Source organism: Bradyrhizobium prioriisuperbiae (assembly GCF_032397745.1).
Taxonomy (GTDB): Bacteria; Pseudomonadota; Alphaproteobacteria; order Rhizobiales; family Xanthobacteraceae; genus Bradyrhizobium_A; species Bradyrhizobium_A prioriisuperbiae.
In genome coordinates, this window is record NZ_CP135921.1 from 948142 (window position 1) to 963110 (window position 14969).

General features: G+C 62.7%; 12 protein-coding genes. 8 read left to right on the plus strand and 4 right to left on the minus strand.

The genetic code is table 11. The features are described from left to right. Positions 1 to 94: 94 nt before the first annotated feature. From RS897_RS04400 to RS897_RS04415, 4 genes are all read right to left on the minus strand, one after another. A complete protein-coding gene (locus tag RS897_RS04400; protein WP_315835377.1) occupies positions 95 to 2167 on the minus strand; it encodes an elongation factor G in 2073 nt (690 codons plus the stop codon). A 216-nt stretch (positions 2168 to 2383) separates the two neighbouring features. After that, positions 2384 to 2863: a DUF992 domain-containing protein gene (locus tag RS897_RS04405; RefSeq protein WP_315835378.1), complete on the minus strand. Its 480-nt coding sequence runs from the start codon at positions 2861 to 2863 to the stop codon at positions 2384 to 2386. Positions 2864 to 3106: 243 nt separating this feature from the next. Then, the gene (locus RS897_RS04410; protein ID WP_315835379.1) at positions 3107 to 3625 is read right to left on the minus strand and encodes a DUF992 domain-containing protein; all 519 of its coding nucleotides are present in this window, start codon (positions 3623 to 3625) and stop codon (positions 3107 to 3109) included. Positions 3626 to 3756: 131 nt separating this feature from the next. Continuing rightward, positions 3757 to 4959 carry a pyridoxal phosphate-dependent aminotransferase gene (locus RS897_RS04415; protein WP_315835380.1) on the minus strand — a complete coding sequence of 401 codons (1203 nt, stop codon included), beginning with the start codon at positions 4957 to 4959 and terminating at the stop codon, positions 3757 to 3759. Positions 4960 to 5155: 196 nt separating this feature from the next. Between RS897_RS04415 and RS897_RS04420 the strand changes: the two genes are divergently transcribed. The 8 genes from RS897_RS04420 to RS897_RS04455 all read left to right on the plus strand — a co-directional run bounded on the left by RS897_RS04420 (position 5156) and on the right by RS897_RS04455 (position 14950). Continuing rightward, positions 5156 to 6397 (plus strand): glycosyltransferase family 87 protein, encoded by a 1242-nt coding sequence (locus tag RS897_RS04420; RefSeq protein WP_315835381.1) that lies wholly within the window; start codon positions 5156 to 5158, stop codon positions 6395 to 6397. Between the two features lie 202 nt (positions 6398 to 6599). Continuing rightward, positions 6600 to 7250 carry a glutathione S-transferase family protein gene (locus RS897_RS04425; protein WP_315835382.1) on the plus strand — a complete coding sequence of 217 codons (651 nt, stop codon included), beginning with the start codon at positions 6600 to 6602 and terminating at the stop codon, positions 7248 to 7250. Positions 7251 to 7423: 173 nt separating this feature from the next. After that, positions 7424 to 7594, plus strand: a complete 171-nt coding sequence (locus RS897_RS04430; RefSeq protein ID WP_315835383.1) for a hypothetical protein — start codon at positions 7424 to 7426, stop codon at positions 7592 to 7594. Positions 7595 to 7686: 92 nt separating this feature from the next. After that, positions 7687 to 8850 carry a PQQ-dependent sugar dehydrogenase gene (locus RS897_RS04435; protein WP_315835384.1) on the plus strand — a complete coding sequence of 388 codons (1164 nt, stop codon included), beginning with the start codon at positions 7687 to 7689 and terminating at the stop codon, positions 8848 to 8850. A gap of 333 nt (positions 8851 to 9183) precedes the next feature. Beyond that, entirely contained in the window at positions 9184 to 10014 is an 831-nt protein-coding gene (locus tag RS897_RS04440) for a PAS-domain containing protein (RefSeq protein ID WP_315835385.1), read from the plus strand. A gap of 475 nt (positions 10015 to 10489) precedes the next feature. Beyond that, positions 10490 to 11329, plus strand: a complete 840-nt coding sequence (gene olsA / locus RS897_RS04445) for a lyso-ornithine lipid O-acyltransferase (protein ID WP_315835386.1) — start codon at positions 10490 to 10492, stop codon at positions 11327 to 11329. A gap of 97 nt (positions 11330 to 11426) precedes the next feature. Further along, positions 11427 to 12365: an aldo/keto reductase gene (locus RS897_RS04450; protein ID WP_315835387.1), complete on the plus strand. Its 939-nt coding sequence runs from the start codon at positions 11427 to 11429 to the stop codon at positions 12363 to 12365. A gap of 593 nt (positions 12366 to 12958) precedes the next feature. Next, on the plus strand, positions 12959 to 14950 hold the full coding sequence (locus RS897_RS04455; RefSeq protein WP_315838518.1) for an SPFH domain-containing protein: 1992 nt from the start codon (positions 12959 to 12961) through the stop codon (positions 14948 to 14950). Positions 14951 to 14969: the final 19 nt, after the last annotated feature.

A 14969-nucleotide genomic window follows, 5' to 3' on the forward strand; every position in this document is an offset into this window, starting at 1 on the left:
CCATAAATACAATGGATATTTAGTCGAAAAGATTCTTCGTAGAAAAAGGGGCGCTGCGAACAGCGCCCCTTTAGGCTTCCAAATCGGCGTCTGGTCAGGCCGCCGCGGAACGATGTGCCGCGATGATCTGGTCCGCGGCGCGGCCGGTGACCTCCGCCATGTGATCGAACCGACGGGTAAAACCACCGGCGCCAGCGGTGGCCGACCGCAGCTCGACAATCAGGTCGCCGATCTCGGCTTCGGGCATCATCGCCCGGACCGCATCCCATCCGGACCAGTTTTCGCGGGTGTCAAACGACAGGATCTGTCCGCGCCGCCCCGACAGGATGGCGTTGATTTTCGCCGTCGCATCGGTCGGACAGACGATCTCGACCACATAGATCGGCTCCAGCAGCACCGGCTGGCACTGCGGCAGCGCTTCGCTCATGCCGGTGCGCGCCGCCGTGCGAAACGCCAGATCGGACGAGTCGACACTGTGATAGGAGCCGTCAGTGAGGGTGACGGCGATATCGATCACCGGGAAGCCGAGCGGGCCTCGCAACAGCGCGTCCTTGACGCCCTCCTCCACCGCCCCAATGTAGTTGCGGGGCACCGCGCCGCCGACCACTTTCTCGGTGAAGGTGAAGCCGGTGCTACGTGGCAGTGGCTTGATCTCGAGCACTACGTCGCCGAACTGGCCGTGGCCACCGGACTGCTTCTTGTGACGGCCGCGCTGGGTGATCGGCTTGCGGATGGTTTCCTGATAACCGACGCCGGGCGGATGCTGCTTGACGTTGACGCCGAAGCGATCGCGCAACCGCTCCAGCGCCACCCGCAGATGCATCTCGCCCTGTCCCCACACGACCATCTCATGGGTCAGCGGATCGTGAATAACGGTCAGCGACGGGTCCTCCTCATACAACCGCGTCAGCGCCTGGCCGAGCTTGACGTCGTCCTTGCGGTCGACTGCAGCAAGCGCGATCGCGAGCACCGGAGACAATGACGCGATCTCGATCAATGACGCCGGCGCGGTCTTGCCCGACGAAATCGTATCGCCGGTCTTGATCTGGTCGAGCTTGCCGAGCGCGATCACGTCGCCCGCATCGGCCGACGTGCGTTTGGTATCGCTCGCCGCGGAGGCCGCCGACATGCCGGAGACGCGACCGGAACGGCCATCCGACGATTGCACGGTGGCCCCCTCCTCCATGTGCCCGGCCAGCACCCGGCTAAGCGACAGCTTGCCGCCATGCTGCAGATGCGCCGTCTTCATCACGTAAGCGATCGCGTCCTTGCCTGTCGCAGCGGCTCCAAGGCGCTTCGCTGTCTCCGCCACGCCCGGGCATTCATGCCGCAGCGCCTTCATCAACCGCAGCACGCCGTTCTCGCGTGTCGCCGACCCCAGCAGCACCGGACAAATCTGCCCGTCGCGCAACTCCTTCGCCAGATCGTCGAACACGGCATCGCGCGGCGGCGGAATATCTTCCAGCAATTGCTCCATCAACCGGTCGTCGTGATCGGCCAGCTTTTCAAGCATGGTGAAGCGGGCTTCCTTTTCGCGATCGAGATCGCTGCCTTCCAGCGCCACCACCTCGGAGGGCATGTGCTCGCGGTAAACGAAGGCGCGCTCCAGCGCGAGGTCGACGAAGCCGGCGATAATATTGTCGGTCCAGATCGGAATCTGCCGCAGCACCAGCGGCACCCGCGAGGCCGGCTGCAGCGTGGCCAGCGTCTCGCGCACCCGCTGATCCGCCTTGTCGATCTTGTTCAGAAACAGAAAGCGCGGAATGCCGAGGTCTTCCAGCTCGCGCATGATGATCTGAAGCTGCGGCAGCTTGCGCTGGTCGGCCTCGCAGACCACCACCGCGGCATCGACCGCCGGCAGCGCCGTACGCATGTCGTGGATGAACTCCACTGATCCCGGGCAGTCGATGAAGGTATAGGTATCGCCCATGAAGGTCGTGGTGGCTGCGGTCAGCCCGACGCTCATGCGATGGCTGCGCGCCTCCGGGGATGAATCTCCGAAAGTGGTGCCTGCTTCGACGGTGCCTGGTTTGGGGATTGCGCCTGTGCGCGCGAGGATAGCCTCGAGAAGGGTGGTCTTACCGCTTTGGAATGGGCCCACGAGCGCAATGCACCGTGGACCTCGGGGACTTCTGACATCAAGTCCCTTTGAGACTTCGTGTCCCATTGCCGCCTCCTGACTGGAGCTCGGCCCATGATTGGGTCGGCGACGGGGATCGTCTCAGGGGTCCGCCCGGTTGGCAAGGACGAAACTTGCGGCTCTGCAACATGACGCCAGCCGACCGTCAAAGGAGCTGCCGTCTGCCACGTCGGCGCAAGACAAACGGCCGATACGAAATTCGTATCGGCCGCCTCAGGTCAGATCACGTCAAATTGTCTGGATTCAGCGTCCCGGACGCAGGGTCAGCTCGGCAACGCCCGCCGCGATGCTGATGCCAACCTGACCCTGCAGGCTGAGCGGCTGCAACGCGAACGAATTCGTTGAACCACCGATCAACGCGTTGCCGCCGACACCGACGCCGACCGTAGCGCTGCCCTGCACGCCGCCGTAGCCGCCGGAGAGATCGCCGGGACCGATCCGGTTGGTGGGGGCGAACACTGCCCAGGCCAGCGCGCTCTGCTCGGTAATGCCGAGGTCGAGGCCGATCTTGCGGATCTGCGCCACATAATAATCCGGCGCCCGGCCGTCGGCGTTGAACACGCAGGACAGGTTGGTGACCGAGCCGACGATGAAGCCGAGGCTCGAGCCGCCGCGGCACTCGAGCACGCCGACCTGAACGCGGCCTTGCTGGGCATGAGCAAGCGTGAACGACGCTGCAAGTGTGATGGCGGCAACTCCGAGGAGTGCAGACAGGCGGCGCATGGGTAATCTCCAGCTGGGTCGCAAGGGCGACGGACGGACATGACGGAAGAAGACGACGAACAGCAAAGGCGGCAAAAGCGCGGGGGGCGCGCGTAAGGCACTTCGAACCGGTGTCATTAGTCCATAGCAGGGCGCAATGTTCAATGACGCCGCGGCCACACACGCCCAACAAAAAAGGCCCGCAGTTGCGGGCCTTTTGAGCTGTCAACGAGAGCCTGGACCTGTCAGTCCGGCTCCGTCGTCTTAGTGATGATGACGATGGCGACGGTGAGCGCGGCGCTTCGGACCGAGATCGGCCGGGCGCAGCTGGACGTCGACAATGCCGGCGACGGCAGCAAGACCGGTCTGGCCCTGCAGGCTAAGCGGCTGCAGCGAGTAGGCGTTGGCCGAACCGCCGACCAGAAGGTTGGCACCGATGCCGACACCGACCGTCGCGTTGGCGCCGATGCCGCCATACTGTCCGGCAAGCGCGCCACGTCCGACGCGATAGGTCGGGGCGTTCACGGCCCAGGCAAGGCCGGTCTGCTGGGTGACACCGAGGTCAAGGCCGTAGCGATGAACGCTGGCGATATAGGGCTCGGCCGAGCGGCCGTCGTTGCTGCGGAAAATGCACTGCAGCTCGGTGGCCGAACCAACGACGAAACCGACGTTCTGACCGCCCTGGCACTCGAGAATGCCAGCCTGAACCTGCTGGGCATTGGCGGATGCGAATGACGCGATGAGCGTCGCGGTGGCGATGCCGATGAGGGCAGGTAGACGCATGATGTTTGACTCCGGAGGAAAGATTTTTTGAACGCGGCAGACGATGAGACAAGCGCCGTGTCAAAAACATGGCGCTTTCTAAAAAAAGCCGCGATAGTCGCTAACGGGCAACACAGAACCGATCTAAACGGTTACCGAAGATTGCCGCAGAAACGCTGGATCCGCTTGCAGGCGTCTTCGAGATCCGAGGTTTTGGTGGCGTAAGAGATGCGAAACGCCGGTCCGAGGCCGAACGCCGACCCCTGCACCACCGCAACCCCCTCGGTCTCCAGCAGCTCAGTCACGAAATCTTCATCGGTCTCGAGCTTTTTGCCGGATGGTGCGGTCTTGCCAATGGTGCCGGCACAGGACGGGTAGACGTAGAATGCACCCTCCGGACGTGGGCAGTTGATGCCGTTCGCCTGGTTCAGCATCGACACCACGAGATCACGGCGTTCCTTGAACACCTTGTTGTTCGCGGGGATGAACTCCTGCGGTCCATTGAGGGCCTCCACGGCGGCCCACTGCGCGATCGACGACGGATTCGACGTCGATTGCGACTGGATGGTGGCCATGGCGGCGATCAGGGGCTGCGGACCGCCCGCATAGCCGATACGCCAGCCGGTCATGCAATAGGCCTTGGAGACGCCGTTCACCGTCAGCGTACGGTCGAACAGTTTCGGTTCGACCTGCGCCGGCGTGGCGAACTTGAAGTCGTCATAGACCAGGTGCTCGTACATATCGTCGGTCATGACCCAGACCTGCGGATGGCGGACCAGAACGTCGGTGAGCGCTTTCAGCTCGGCATGGCTGTAGGCCGCGCCGGTCGGGTTTGACGGCGAGTTGAGGATGATCCACTTGGTCTTCGGGGTGATGGCACGCTCGAGATCGGCCGCCTGCAGCTTGAAGCCATGCTCCGCCGTGCAGACCACCGGCACGGATTCACCGCCAGCCAGCGCCACCATTTCCGGATAGCTCACCCAGTACGGCGCCGGGATGATGACTTCATCCCCCGGATTGAGGGTCGCCATCAGCGCGTTGTAGAGCACCTGCTTGCCGCCGGTGCCGACCGTGATCTGGTTCGGCTTGTAGGTCAGGCCATTCTCGCGCTGGAACTTGGCGATGATCGCCTCCTTCAGCTCGGGAATGCCGTCGACAGCCGTATACTTGGTCCTGCCGGCCTCGATGGCGTGGATCGCCGCCAGCTTGATATTGGCCGGAGTATCGAAATCCGGTTCGCCGGCGCCGAGGCCGATAACGTTCCTCCCCGCCGCTTTCAGCTGCCGCGCTTTATCCGTGACCGCGATGGTCGCGGACGGCTTCACACGGGCGAGCGAGGCAGACAGGAAAGACATCGTTTTCTCCTTGCGAACGACCGCGAGCGGGAACGCGTGCGAGTCGGATTTTGTGGGCAGGGTCGTACCCTAAAGCCCGCGTTCCAGCACCGCAAGAAGCTTCGCCGAAAAGATGCGGAAATGCCGGCCGGACTAAGGAAACCTTAAAGACGGGTCCGCTACCCTCCGCGCAACATTCGTCAATTTTTGCAGGTAAATGGCTCATTTTTGGCAATCGCTGCGGAGCGGCGGCTGGCTTACCCCGGCGCGAGTGTGCGGCTATAGCCTGCTGCTGCTCGGCATGACGCTGGCGGGGCTGCTGGCCTGGGTGGCGCTGTCGGATCACGGGATCGACCGCAACGGCAAGCCGCTGGGGACCGATTTCTCGAATGTCTATGCCGCCGGCGTGCTGACCCTGAGCGGCCAGGCCGCGGACGCCTACGACCCACCGCGCCAGTACGCCGCTGAACGGGCGGTGTTCGGGGGGCGCGAGGTGCCGTTTTTCGGCTGGCACTATCCACCGTTCTTCTTCGTGGTGGCCGCTCTGGTTGCGACCATGCCCTATGCATGGGGACTTGCCCTATGGCTCGCCACCAGCGGGCTCGCCTACCTCGCAACGATCCGTGCGATCCTGCCGAACCGCAGCATCGCCTTTGACATCGGGCTTGCGGCGCTCGCCTTCCCCGCTGTTCTCGTCAACATCGGGCACGGCCAGAACGGATTCATGACGGCGGCACTGCTCGGCGCAGGACTCCATTTGCTCGATCGCCGGCCAGCGCTCGCCGGCCTGCTGATCGGCCTCCTGGCCTACAAGCCGCAATTCGGCGTGTTGATCCCACTGGTGCTGCTGGTCAGTGGACGCTGGACTACAATCGCGGCGGCCGCAGCCACCGTCGGCGCGCTGATCGCCATGACCTTCGCGGTGTTCGGCGCCGGCGTCTGGCAGGCCTTTTTCGCGTCGATGACGTTCACGCAACAGGTGGTGCTCGAACAGGGCGGCACCGGTTGGGAGAAAATCCAGTCGATCTTTTCGGCGACACGGATGTGGGGTGCCAGCCTTCCGGTGGCGTATGCGGTTCAGTCCGCGCTCGCGCTGGCACTCGCGGCAAGTCTCGCGTGGCTGTGGCGCAGTGACGCCGGGCGCGAACTCAAGGCTTCAGCGCTGGCGACGGCGTGCCTCCTGGCCACACCATATGTGCTCGACTACGACCTCGTCGTGCTGGCGGTGTCGATCGCATTCTTCGTCCGCCACGGACTGACGCACGGCTTCCGCGACTACGAGATCAGCCTGCTCGCCGCAGTCTGGACCGTGCCCCTGATCACGCGCAGCGTGGCCGGGGTTACCGGCATCCCGCTCGGGCTCATCGTCGTGATGGCGCTGTATGTGCTGACACTGCGGCGTGCGGTCACCGATATCGGTGGCGTGAGCATTTTCAACCATCGCCTCGCGCGCGTGTGAGTCGCGGGACACTGGTTCTGTGGGCCTTGTTCCGAAGATCCTGATTTTGCCAGTATTGATGATGCCAGCATGTTCTGCTGCGCCTGTGGCATGCTGCACTGCACTTTGACTTTTTCAAAATCGAGGGGGTTGCAGCACGGCATCGCAGACACCATTCTTGGTGCGCAGCGGGAGAACGGTCGTGCATACCGGACGACGATCGATGTACAAACTTTATACGATGCAGCGCTCAGGCAACAGCTACAAGGTTCGCCTTGCGCTGGCGTTGATGAACGCGCCGTATCATGCGATCGAAATCGACATCCTGAAGGGCGAAAGCCGCACCCCCGAATTCCTTGCAAAGAATCCCAACGGGCAGGTGCCGCTTCTGGAAGTGGCCGACGGTCGCTATCTCGCTGAGTCCAACGCCATCCTCTGGTATGTCGCAATCGGGACTTCGCTGGCGCCGGAAAGCCGGCTCGATCGCGCCGATGCGATGCAGTGGATGTTCTTCGAGCAGCACGCACTCGAGCCGAACATTGGCGCGGCCTATTTCTGGCTGTCGCTGGTCAAGGGCGGCCGTGAACTGCATGCCTATTCGCTGGAAGACTGGATGGAGCGCGGCTATCGCGCGCTGCAGGTGATGGAGAATCATCTGCAGACTCGCGACTATTTCGCCGCCGGTCAGCTCACGGTGGCGGACATCGCGCTGTATGGCTACACTCACGTCGCCGACCAATGCGACTACGACCTGTCCGGCTTCCCTGCGGTTCGCGCCTGGCTCACGCGCATCGAGCAGGAGCCCCGGTTCGTGGCGATGGACTGGGCCCCGACCGAGGTGCCCGAAGACGAGACCGGCGTCCCCGCGGAATGAAGTGTGGGATCAGCGGGGGCAACTGAAATTTCGCCGGTTTTTCGCCTCGATTTCGCCATTTCCGCCGCGCGGACGGCCGCAATCTTGACGGTGCTTTTTGCCAGATTCCGGCGATGCGGTGATTCGCCCGCAGCGCGTATGTCGCAACATGTTTTAACCATGGACGAACGACCATGACCCGGTCGCGGAGTGCAGGCCACGGTTTTGGAGACCGTGCCGCACTTGCTGCTTCTCGCCTGAAAAACACCATCGCGGCTTCGCTCGCGATCGGATCGCTGTCGCTGTGCCTGATCGTCACGCTCACCATGCTGTCGATCCGGATGGTCGCCGCGATGCCCATGTGAGCGCGGCAGGCGCCATTTTGCACGTTGCACCATTGCATCAGCGGTCATTCGCTTAGGCGGCGAAGCCATCCGCCTCATACCAGAGACGCCCGATGAAAACGCCCATTGTTCTCGTGACTGCATCGCTGACGCTTGCGATCGTGCTCACCACCAGTTTGGTAATCGCCACCGGCACGCGCGGTGATAATCCATCGTTCGGATCGTCCGCCGGGCCGCTCGAGGTCGAAACCATCGCCAGCGGCCTGATGCACCCCTGGGCGCTCGCCTTCCTGCCTGACAACCGCATGCTGGTCACCGAGCGTCCCGGACGCATGCGCATCGTCACGCGTGACGGCAAACTGTCGCCGCCGCTCGTCGGCGTCCCCGACGTCTGGGCCTCCGGTCAGGGCGGCCTGCTCGACGTCATCACCGACAGATCGTTCGCCGACAACCGCACAATCTATTTCTGCTATGCCGAGCGCGTGGCTGGTGGCGGCCGCACCGCGGTCGCGCGCGCCACGCTTGCCGACGGCGCCTCGCCGCGCCTGGCCGACGTGAAGGTGATCTTCCGCCAGGACGGTCCGCTCTCCTCCGGCAACCACTATGGCTGTCGCATCGCGCAGGGGTCCGACGGCAACCTGTTCGTTACCCTCGGCGAGCATTTCAGCCCACGCAACGAAGCGCAGAACCTCGGCAATCATCTCGGCAAGCTGATCCGCATCACGCCGGACGGCGCGGCACCGAGCGACAATCCATTCGTCGGGCGCAGCGATGCGAGGCCCGAAATCTGGAGCTACGGCCATCGCAACGAACAGGGCCTCGCCATCAACCCTGCCACCGGCGATCTCTGGGAAATCGAGCACGGCCCGCGCGGCGGTGACGAAGTCAACATCATCGGCAAAGGCAAGAACTACGGCTGGCCGGTGATCGGTTACGGCATCGACTACAGCGGCGCGAAAATTCACGACAGCACTGCCAAGGACGGCATGGAGCAGCCGGTCAAATACTGGGTGCCGTCGATCGCTCCCTCGGGCATGACGTTCTATACGGGGGCGAGTTTTCCGTCCTGGAAAGGTAGCCTGTTCACCGGCGCGCTCGCCGGCCAGATGCTGGTACGCCTGACGCTCAACGGCAACAAGGTCACCGGCGAGGAACGTCTGCTGCAAAACCTCAACGAACGCATTCGCGACGTTCGGCAAGGACCGGACGGCGCGCTGTGGCTTTTGACCGACACCCAGGCCGGCCGCATTCTGCGCGTGATGCCGGCGCCAAAATAGCCGGAACGGCCAAGCGCCCTGTTACCGCTTTCCACGCATTGGGCATGAGACGAGTACCGGCGGCGATCGGCATAAAGCCGGCCCACCGATCGAATGCATAACCTCCCCCGGATATCAATCGCACGACGATGGTGCACGCGAACGCACCCGCCCCTGTTCTGGAACGTCTCGATTCCAGATATCGCGACCTTGAAGCGCGATCCTTGATTCAAATTTGGTGAAATCCGCGACATTCGCCTTAGAACTTCGTTAGCGCCGACGGCGAAAACACGATGCTACCACAACAGACACGCAACATTCACAGGGCTAATCTGAGCGCGAACGGTGAGTTCCATGCGCTTGGACTGGCGAACGGTATCGGGACCTTTTGCGGCGGCCGCACTAGCGGTCGCAATATTCGTTATCGACCGGTGGGTCGTTGCCGTCCCCGAGGCAGCGGCGTTGTGCATCGGTGCGGTGGCGCTGTCGGCGGCGGTTGGCGGAATAGGCTCCGGCCTCGCAAGCGCCGCTATCTCCATTCTGTTCACTGCGCTGCTTCTGATGCCGTCGGACGCACCGCCGCTGGCCGGCCCGCAGTTCGCGAGGTTGATCGTCGTCTGCGTCGCCGCCCCGGCCATCGCGTCGATCATCGGTCTCATGCAATCAAAACTCACCGGCGCCATCGCGCGCGAGCGCGAGCGGCGCATGAGGCTCGAACAATTGTCCGGCGCGCTCGACGAGATGGATATCGGCGTCGTGCTGCTCGACACCGACACCCGCGCCCAGTTCATCAACCGTGCTTTTCGGGAGATGTTCAGGCTGAGCGAACAGCAGGCACGGAACAAGCCTCCATTCGTAGCCCTGATGTATCACGGCCGCGATATCCATGCCTACGAGATGCCTGAAGCCGAACTCGGCTCCTACATCTCGACGCGCATCGCCCAGGTCCGCAGCGGCGATCCGACGCCGATCGACCTCAAGCTGACTGATGGCCAGGTATTGCGTTTCCGCTGCGCAGCACTGCCTGACGGAGGCCGGATGCTGACCTACATGCCGATCACCGATCTGATCCGGCGCAGCGACAATCCCGCCGACCGGGACATGCTGCTGGCACAGCGGGCCGGGCGCGGCAATGCCGACTGGATGATGCGACATGCAGCGAGGACACTGGGTGCGGCCGAATAGTGCTGTGGACAACTGCGATCCGATCGCAACCGGAAACAAATCCGGCAGCAGTCGTATCTTTTTGCCCGCGCAGAAAAAATCGGCATTTTCTCGTCCGCGTATCGCGGATGTCGGCGTCATAAATGCACAACAAAACCGGGCTAGCCTTTTGTCTGGACGCTGGTCTACCCCCCGTCGCTGATCAGGCGTGCCAGTGCGTATCCGGCACGAGCCAAGGCGCTTCTACAATCACGCGCTTTTGCAATCAGGGTACGCGCTCAATCTGAGAGTCGAGCATTTCACGGCACCCCGAACTCCGACCCGCCGGACAAATGCTTTGAGCGGCCCCCGCCAGTCGCCGCGTCTGGCCGGGGCCGTTTTTTTTGCTGGTTGCGCCGCCTTCCGTCACCCCGCTTTTTGCACTCGTGTTTTTGGTCGCAACCCGATAATCACGTCGTAGGAAAACCCTTAGAGCCGGCTTTGACGAATCGCCCCGATGATCCGTGTTGTCCTGACCGTTCTGACCCTGCTGCTGCTGACGCTCGTGCTGCTGCCGTTTCAGCTCGCCGGAATTCTGTTCAATTCTCGACTGCAGCGCATCGTGCCCCACCTGTTTCATCGCGCCGTCAGCGCGATCATCGGCATTCGCATCCAACAGATCGGACAGCGTTCCAGCGACCAGCCGTTGCTGATCCTCTCCAATCACGTCTCATGGCTCGACATCATCGTCATCACCGCGGTCGCGCCGGTGGTGTTCGTCGCCAAGCACGAAGTCGCGGGCTGGCCGGTGTTCGGATGGCTCGCCAAACTTCAGCGCACGATTTTCATCGAACGCGAGCGCCGTCACAAGACCGGCCAAGTCGCCCGCGAGATGGGCAACCGCCTGAGCGATGGCGACACCGTCGTACTGTTCGCGGAAGGCACCTCGAGCAACGGCAACCGTATTCTCCCATTCCGCTCCGCGCTGGTCGGATCGGTGCATCATGCGCTCGGTGACGAGACCCACCATTCCAGCATCATGGTGCAGCCGCTGTCGCTGGCCTATGTCGGCATCGGCGGGGTGCCGACCGGCCGGGCGCTGCGCGACAAGCTCGCCTGGTACGGCGACGCCGACCTGATGCCCCATATTTTGGGGGTGCTGCTGTCAGGCGCGGTCGACGTCACGGTGAGCTGGGGGGCCCCAGTCGCCTATGACATGAGCGCCGATCGCAAGCAGATCGCCCGCGCCGCGGAGGCATCCGTGCGGCAGATGACATCAGCCGCCCTGCGTTATCCGCCGCCGAAACCCGCCGCCGATCTCCCGGAGGCAGCGACCGCCGTGCCGGGCATGGCCTGACGTCCCCTGCGCGTCACCATCATGCGACTTGCGAGAACCGGCCGCAGCGATCAGAGTACGGGACACCGCTCCCACGCCTCTTCTTCAGGACCCCATCATGGACATTCGTAATCTCGGCGGCTCCGGCCTGCGTGTCTCCGCCGTCGGCATCGGTTGCAACAATTTCGGCCAGCGCACCGACGCCGAGACCTCCCGCAAGGTGATCCACAAGGCGATTGACCTCGGCGTCACGCTGTTCGACACCGCCGACATCTATGCCGGACGCGGCGGTTCGGAGACGGTGATGGGCGACGTGCTCGGCGACCGCCGCAAGGACATCGTGCTGGCCACCAAGTTCAGCAAGGCCATGGACGACAGTGGCGAGAAGCAGGGCGCCTCGCGCCGCTACATCATATCCGCTGTCGAAGCCAGCCTGAAGCGACTGAAGACCGACTACATCGATCTCTATCAGCAGCATGATTACGATCCGCGTACGCCGATCGAGGAAACTCTGCGCGCGCTCGACGATTTGGTCCGGCAAGGCAAGGTGCGTTACGTCGGCTGCTCCAATTTCCCGGCTTGGCGCGTCGCCGAAGCGCAGTTAATCGCCAAAAGCCTCGGCACACATGCGTTCGTGTCCTGCCAGGACGAATACAGCCTGCTGGTGCGCGGCATCGAAGCGGATCTGCTGCCCGCAGCCCAAGCCTACAACATGGGCCTGCTGCCGTTCTTCCCACTGGCCAACGGGCTGTTGACCGGCAAATACGCCGACGGGAAAATCCCCGACGGTACGCGGCTCGCAAAGGTCGATTATCTGCGCGACAAGTATGTCAATGACCGCAACCTTGCCGTGACCAAAGCGCTCAGCACGTTTGCCAAAGAGCGCAGCCACACTTTGCTCGAACTGGCGTTCTCATGGCTGGCCGCACGCCCGCAGGTCTCGAGCGTGATCGCCGGTGCGACCTCTGTCGAGCAGGTCGAGCAGAACGTCAAGGCGATCGCGTGGAAGCTGACTGCCGACGATCTGGCCGGGATCGATAAGATCACGAGCGCCTGACATCGAGCTGACAGCATTAACGGAGCCGCGTTTTCGGTTGGGCCGAAACGCGGCTTTCTCATGTGATGCCGTCCTGCGTTGAAGATCGCCCTTACCGCAAAGCCAATCAAATGGCTGTGATAAGCCGGCCCCCATGCGTCCGGCGCACAGCACCCTTACGATTTTGTCGCGTTGATTTGCAATGGCGGGAGCACCACACCTTGCTGTGTATTGATTGCGTTTCGGCATACGTGGTCTCGCCGCACTAATCCATCGCAGACCACCGCACGATTGATTATTCATTGTTAGTGTCATGACCACACTGGTCACCAGACGCCCTCCCCGTACTGCGAACGACACAGGCGCAAGCCGGCTGACGCATCGGCAGTGCAAAGAGTTGCGTTACACACAAGCGCGAGCTTCCCTCACACCTCCGAAATCCATCGCGTTTTTCGCGCCGACATAACAGCGCCGACGGCTGACTGCGGCCCCGCGAACGGACTTCGACTGATCACCGCCGGCAACGGCGATGACGCCGCGTGCATTCGCACGCGCGCAGACTTCACTCCACCGGAGTATCACCCATGGACATCAATGGCCTTCTGGCAACCGTCATGTCGACGGAGGTCTTCCCTGCCGTCGCCTGGATCGCGGCGCTTGCCGCCGTCCTCGTCCTGCTGCGTGTCGCCAACATCTTTCGCTACATCTCGAACACTCAGGTCGGGATCGTGGAGAAGCTATGGGCGATGAAGGGCTCGATCACATCGGGCTTCATTGCGCTGAACGGCGAGGCTGGCTTCGAACCCGAGATCCTGCGCGGCGGCATCCACGTCTTTTTCCCGTTCACCTATCGAATCCACACATCCGACCTGGTCACCGTCGGACAAGGCAAGATCGCCTATGTGTTCGCGCGCGATGGTGAACCGCTTGAAGCGTCTCAGGTGCTTGCCGCCAACGACACCGAAGACAAATCGGACTTTCAGGATGCGCGGAAATTTCTCCTCGGCGGCGGCCAGAAGGGTCCGCAGCGCAAAATTCTGCGCGAGGGCACCTATGCGATCAACACCACGCAGTTCGCCATCATCACCGATGAGCGGGTCTATGGCCACGCGTTGAGCGCGCAGGAACAGGATGTGCTCGACAGCATGAAGCAGACCATTGCGGAGCGCGACGGCTTCATCCCTGTGATGCTCGCCGCCGACCACGATCTCGTCGGCATCGTGACCATCCATGACGGCCCCTCGCTGCCGTCGGGTGAAATCATCGCGCCGGAGGTCGGGACCAACCGGAGTGATCTCACCACCTTCCACAACAACTTCCAGGAACCGGAAAAATTCCTGAAGGCGGGCGGCTATCGCGGCCGCCAGCTGCAGGTCATCGTCGAAGGCACCTGGTATCTTAATCGCCTGTTCGCAACCGTCGAGGCCGTCTACAAGACCGTGATCCCGGTCGGCAATGTCGGCGTCGTGATCTTCTATACCGGGCCGAAAACCGCCGACGTCTCCGGCGAGCAATATCGCCATGGCGAACTCGTGATGAACGGCAGCCGCGGCGTCTGGCGCGACCCGCTGCTGCCCGGCAAATATGCCTTCAACACCTATGCCGGCAAGATCGAGATCATTCCCACCGTCAACTTCATTCTCAAATGGGTGCGGGGTGAAGTCGGCGCGCTGAAGCTCGACGAAAACCTGTCGGAAATCTCGCTGATCACCAAGGACGCGTTCGAGCCGACACTGCCGCTCTCGGTGGTCATGCACATCGACTACAAGAAAGCGCCGATGATCATCCAGCGCTTCGGTGACGTGAAGAAACTGGTCGAGCAGACACTCGATCCGATGGTCAGCGCTTTCTTCAAGAACATCGCGCAGAAGATGACACTGATCGAACTGTTGCAGAACCGCGCGGCGATCCAGGAGGAATCGGGCAGCGAAATGAAAATGCGGTTCGAGGCCTACTCGCTCGAACTGCAGGAGGTGCTGATCGGCACGCCGCGCGCGCCGGCCGGCGACCAGACCATCGAGAACATCCTGATCCAGTTGCGCTCGCGCCAGGTGGCGCGCGAGCAGGTGACGACCTTCCAGGAGCAGGAGAAGGCGGCCGTGCAGGAACGCACGTTGAACGAGGCGAAAGCGACCTCGGCCGCGCAGATCGCGCTGACCCAGTCGTTGATTCAGGTGAAAGTGCACGAGAACGAGGGCGCCGCCGCACTGGCGCGTGCGCTGAAAGATGCCGAGACCGTGAAGGTGACGGCTGCCGCGGCCGGTGAGCGCGCGCGGCTGGAAGGCCAGGGCAAGGCTGACAAGGCACTGGCAATCGGCACCGCAAACGCGCAGGCCACCAAGCTCGCGGTCGACGCCTATGGCGGGCCGGAATATCGCCTGGCGGAGCAGAATTTTTCGCGCTTCGCCGACGCTTTGACCAAAATCAACCAGCCGCTGGTGCCGCAGTTTCTAATGTCGGGCACGCAGGGGCAGGACAGCAACAGTGGCAACAATGGCGGCCTGATCCCCACCGCTCTGCTCAGCACCATGTTCGGACGCATGATGCCTGATGCCTTGGAGAAGTTGAAACAGGAGGCGCCGCAACCGACGCGCCGCGGCAACTAAACCTTTGCGAAACGATATG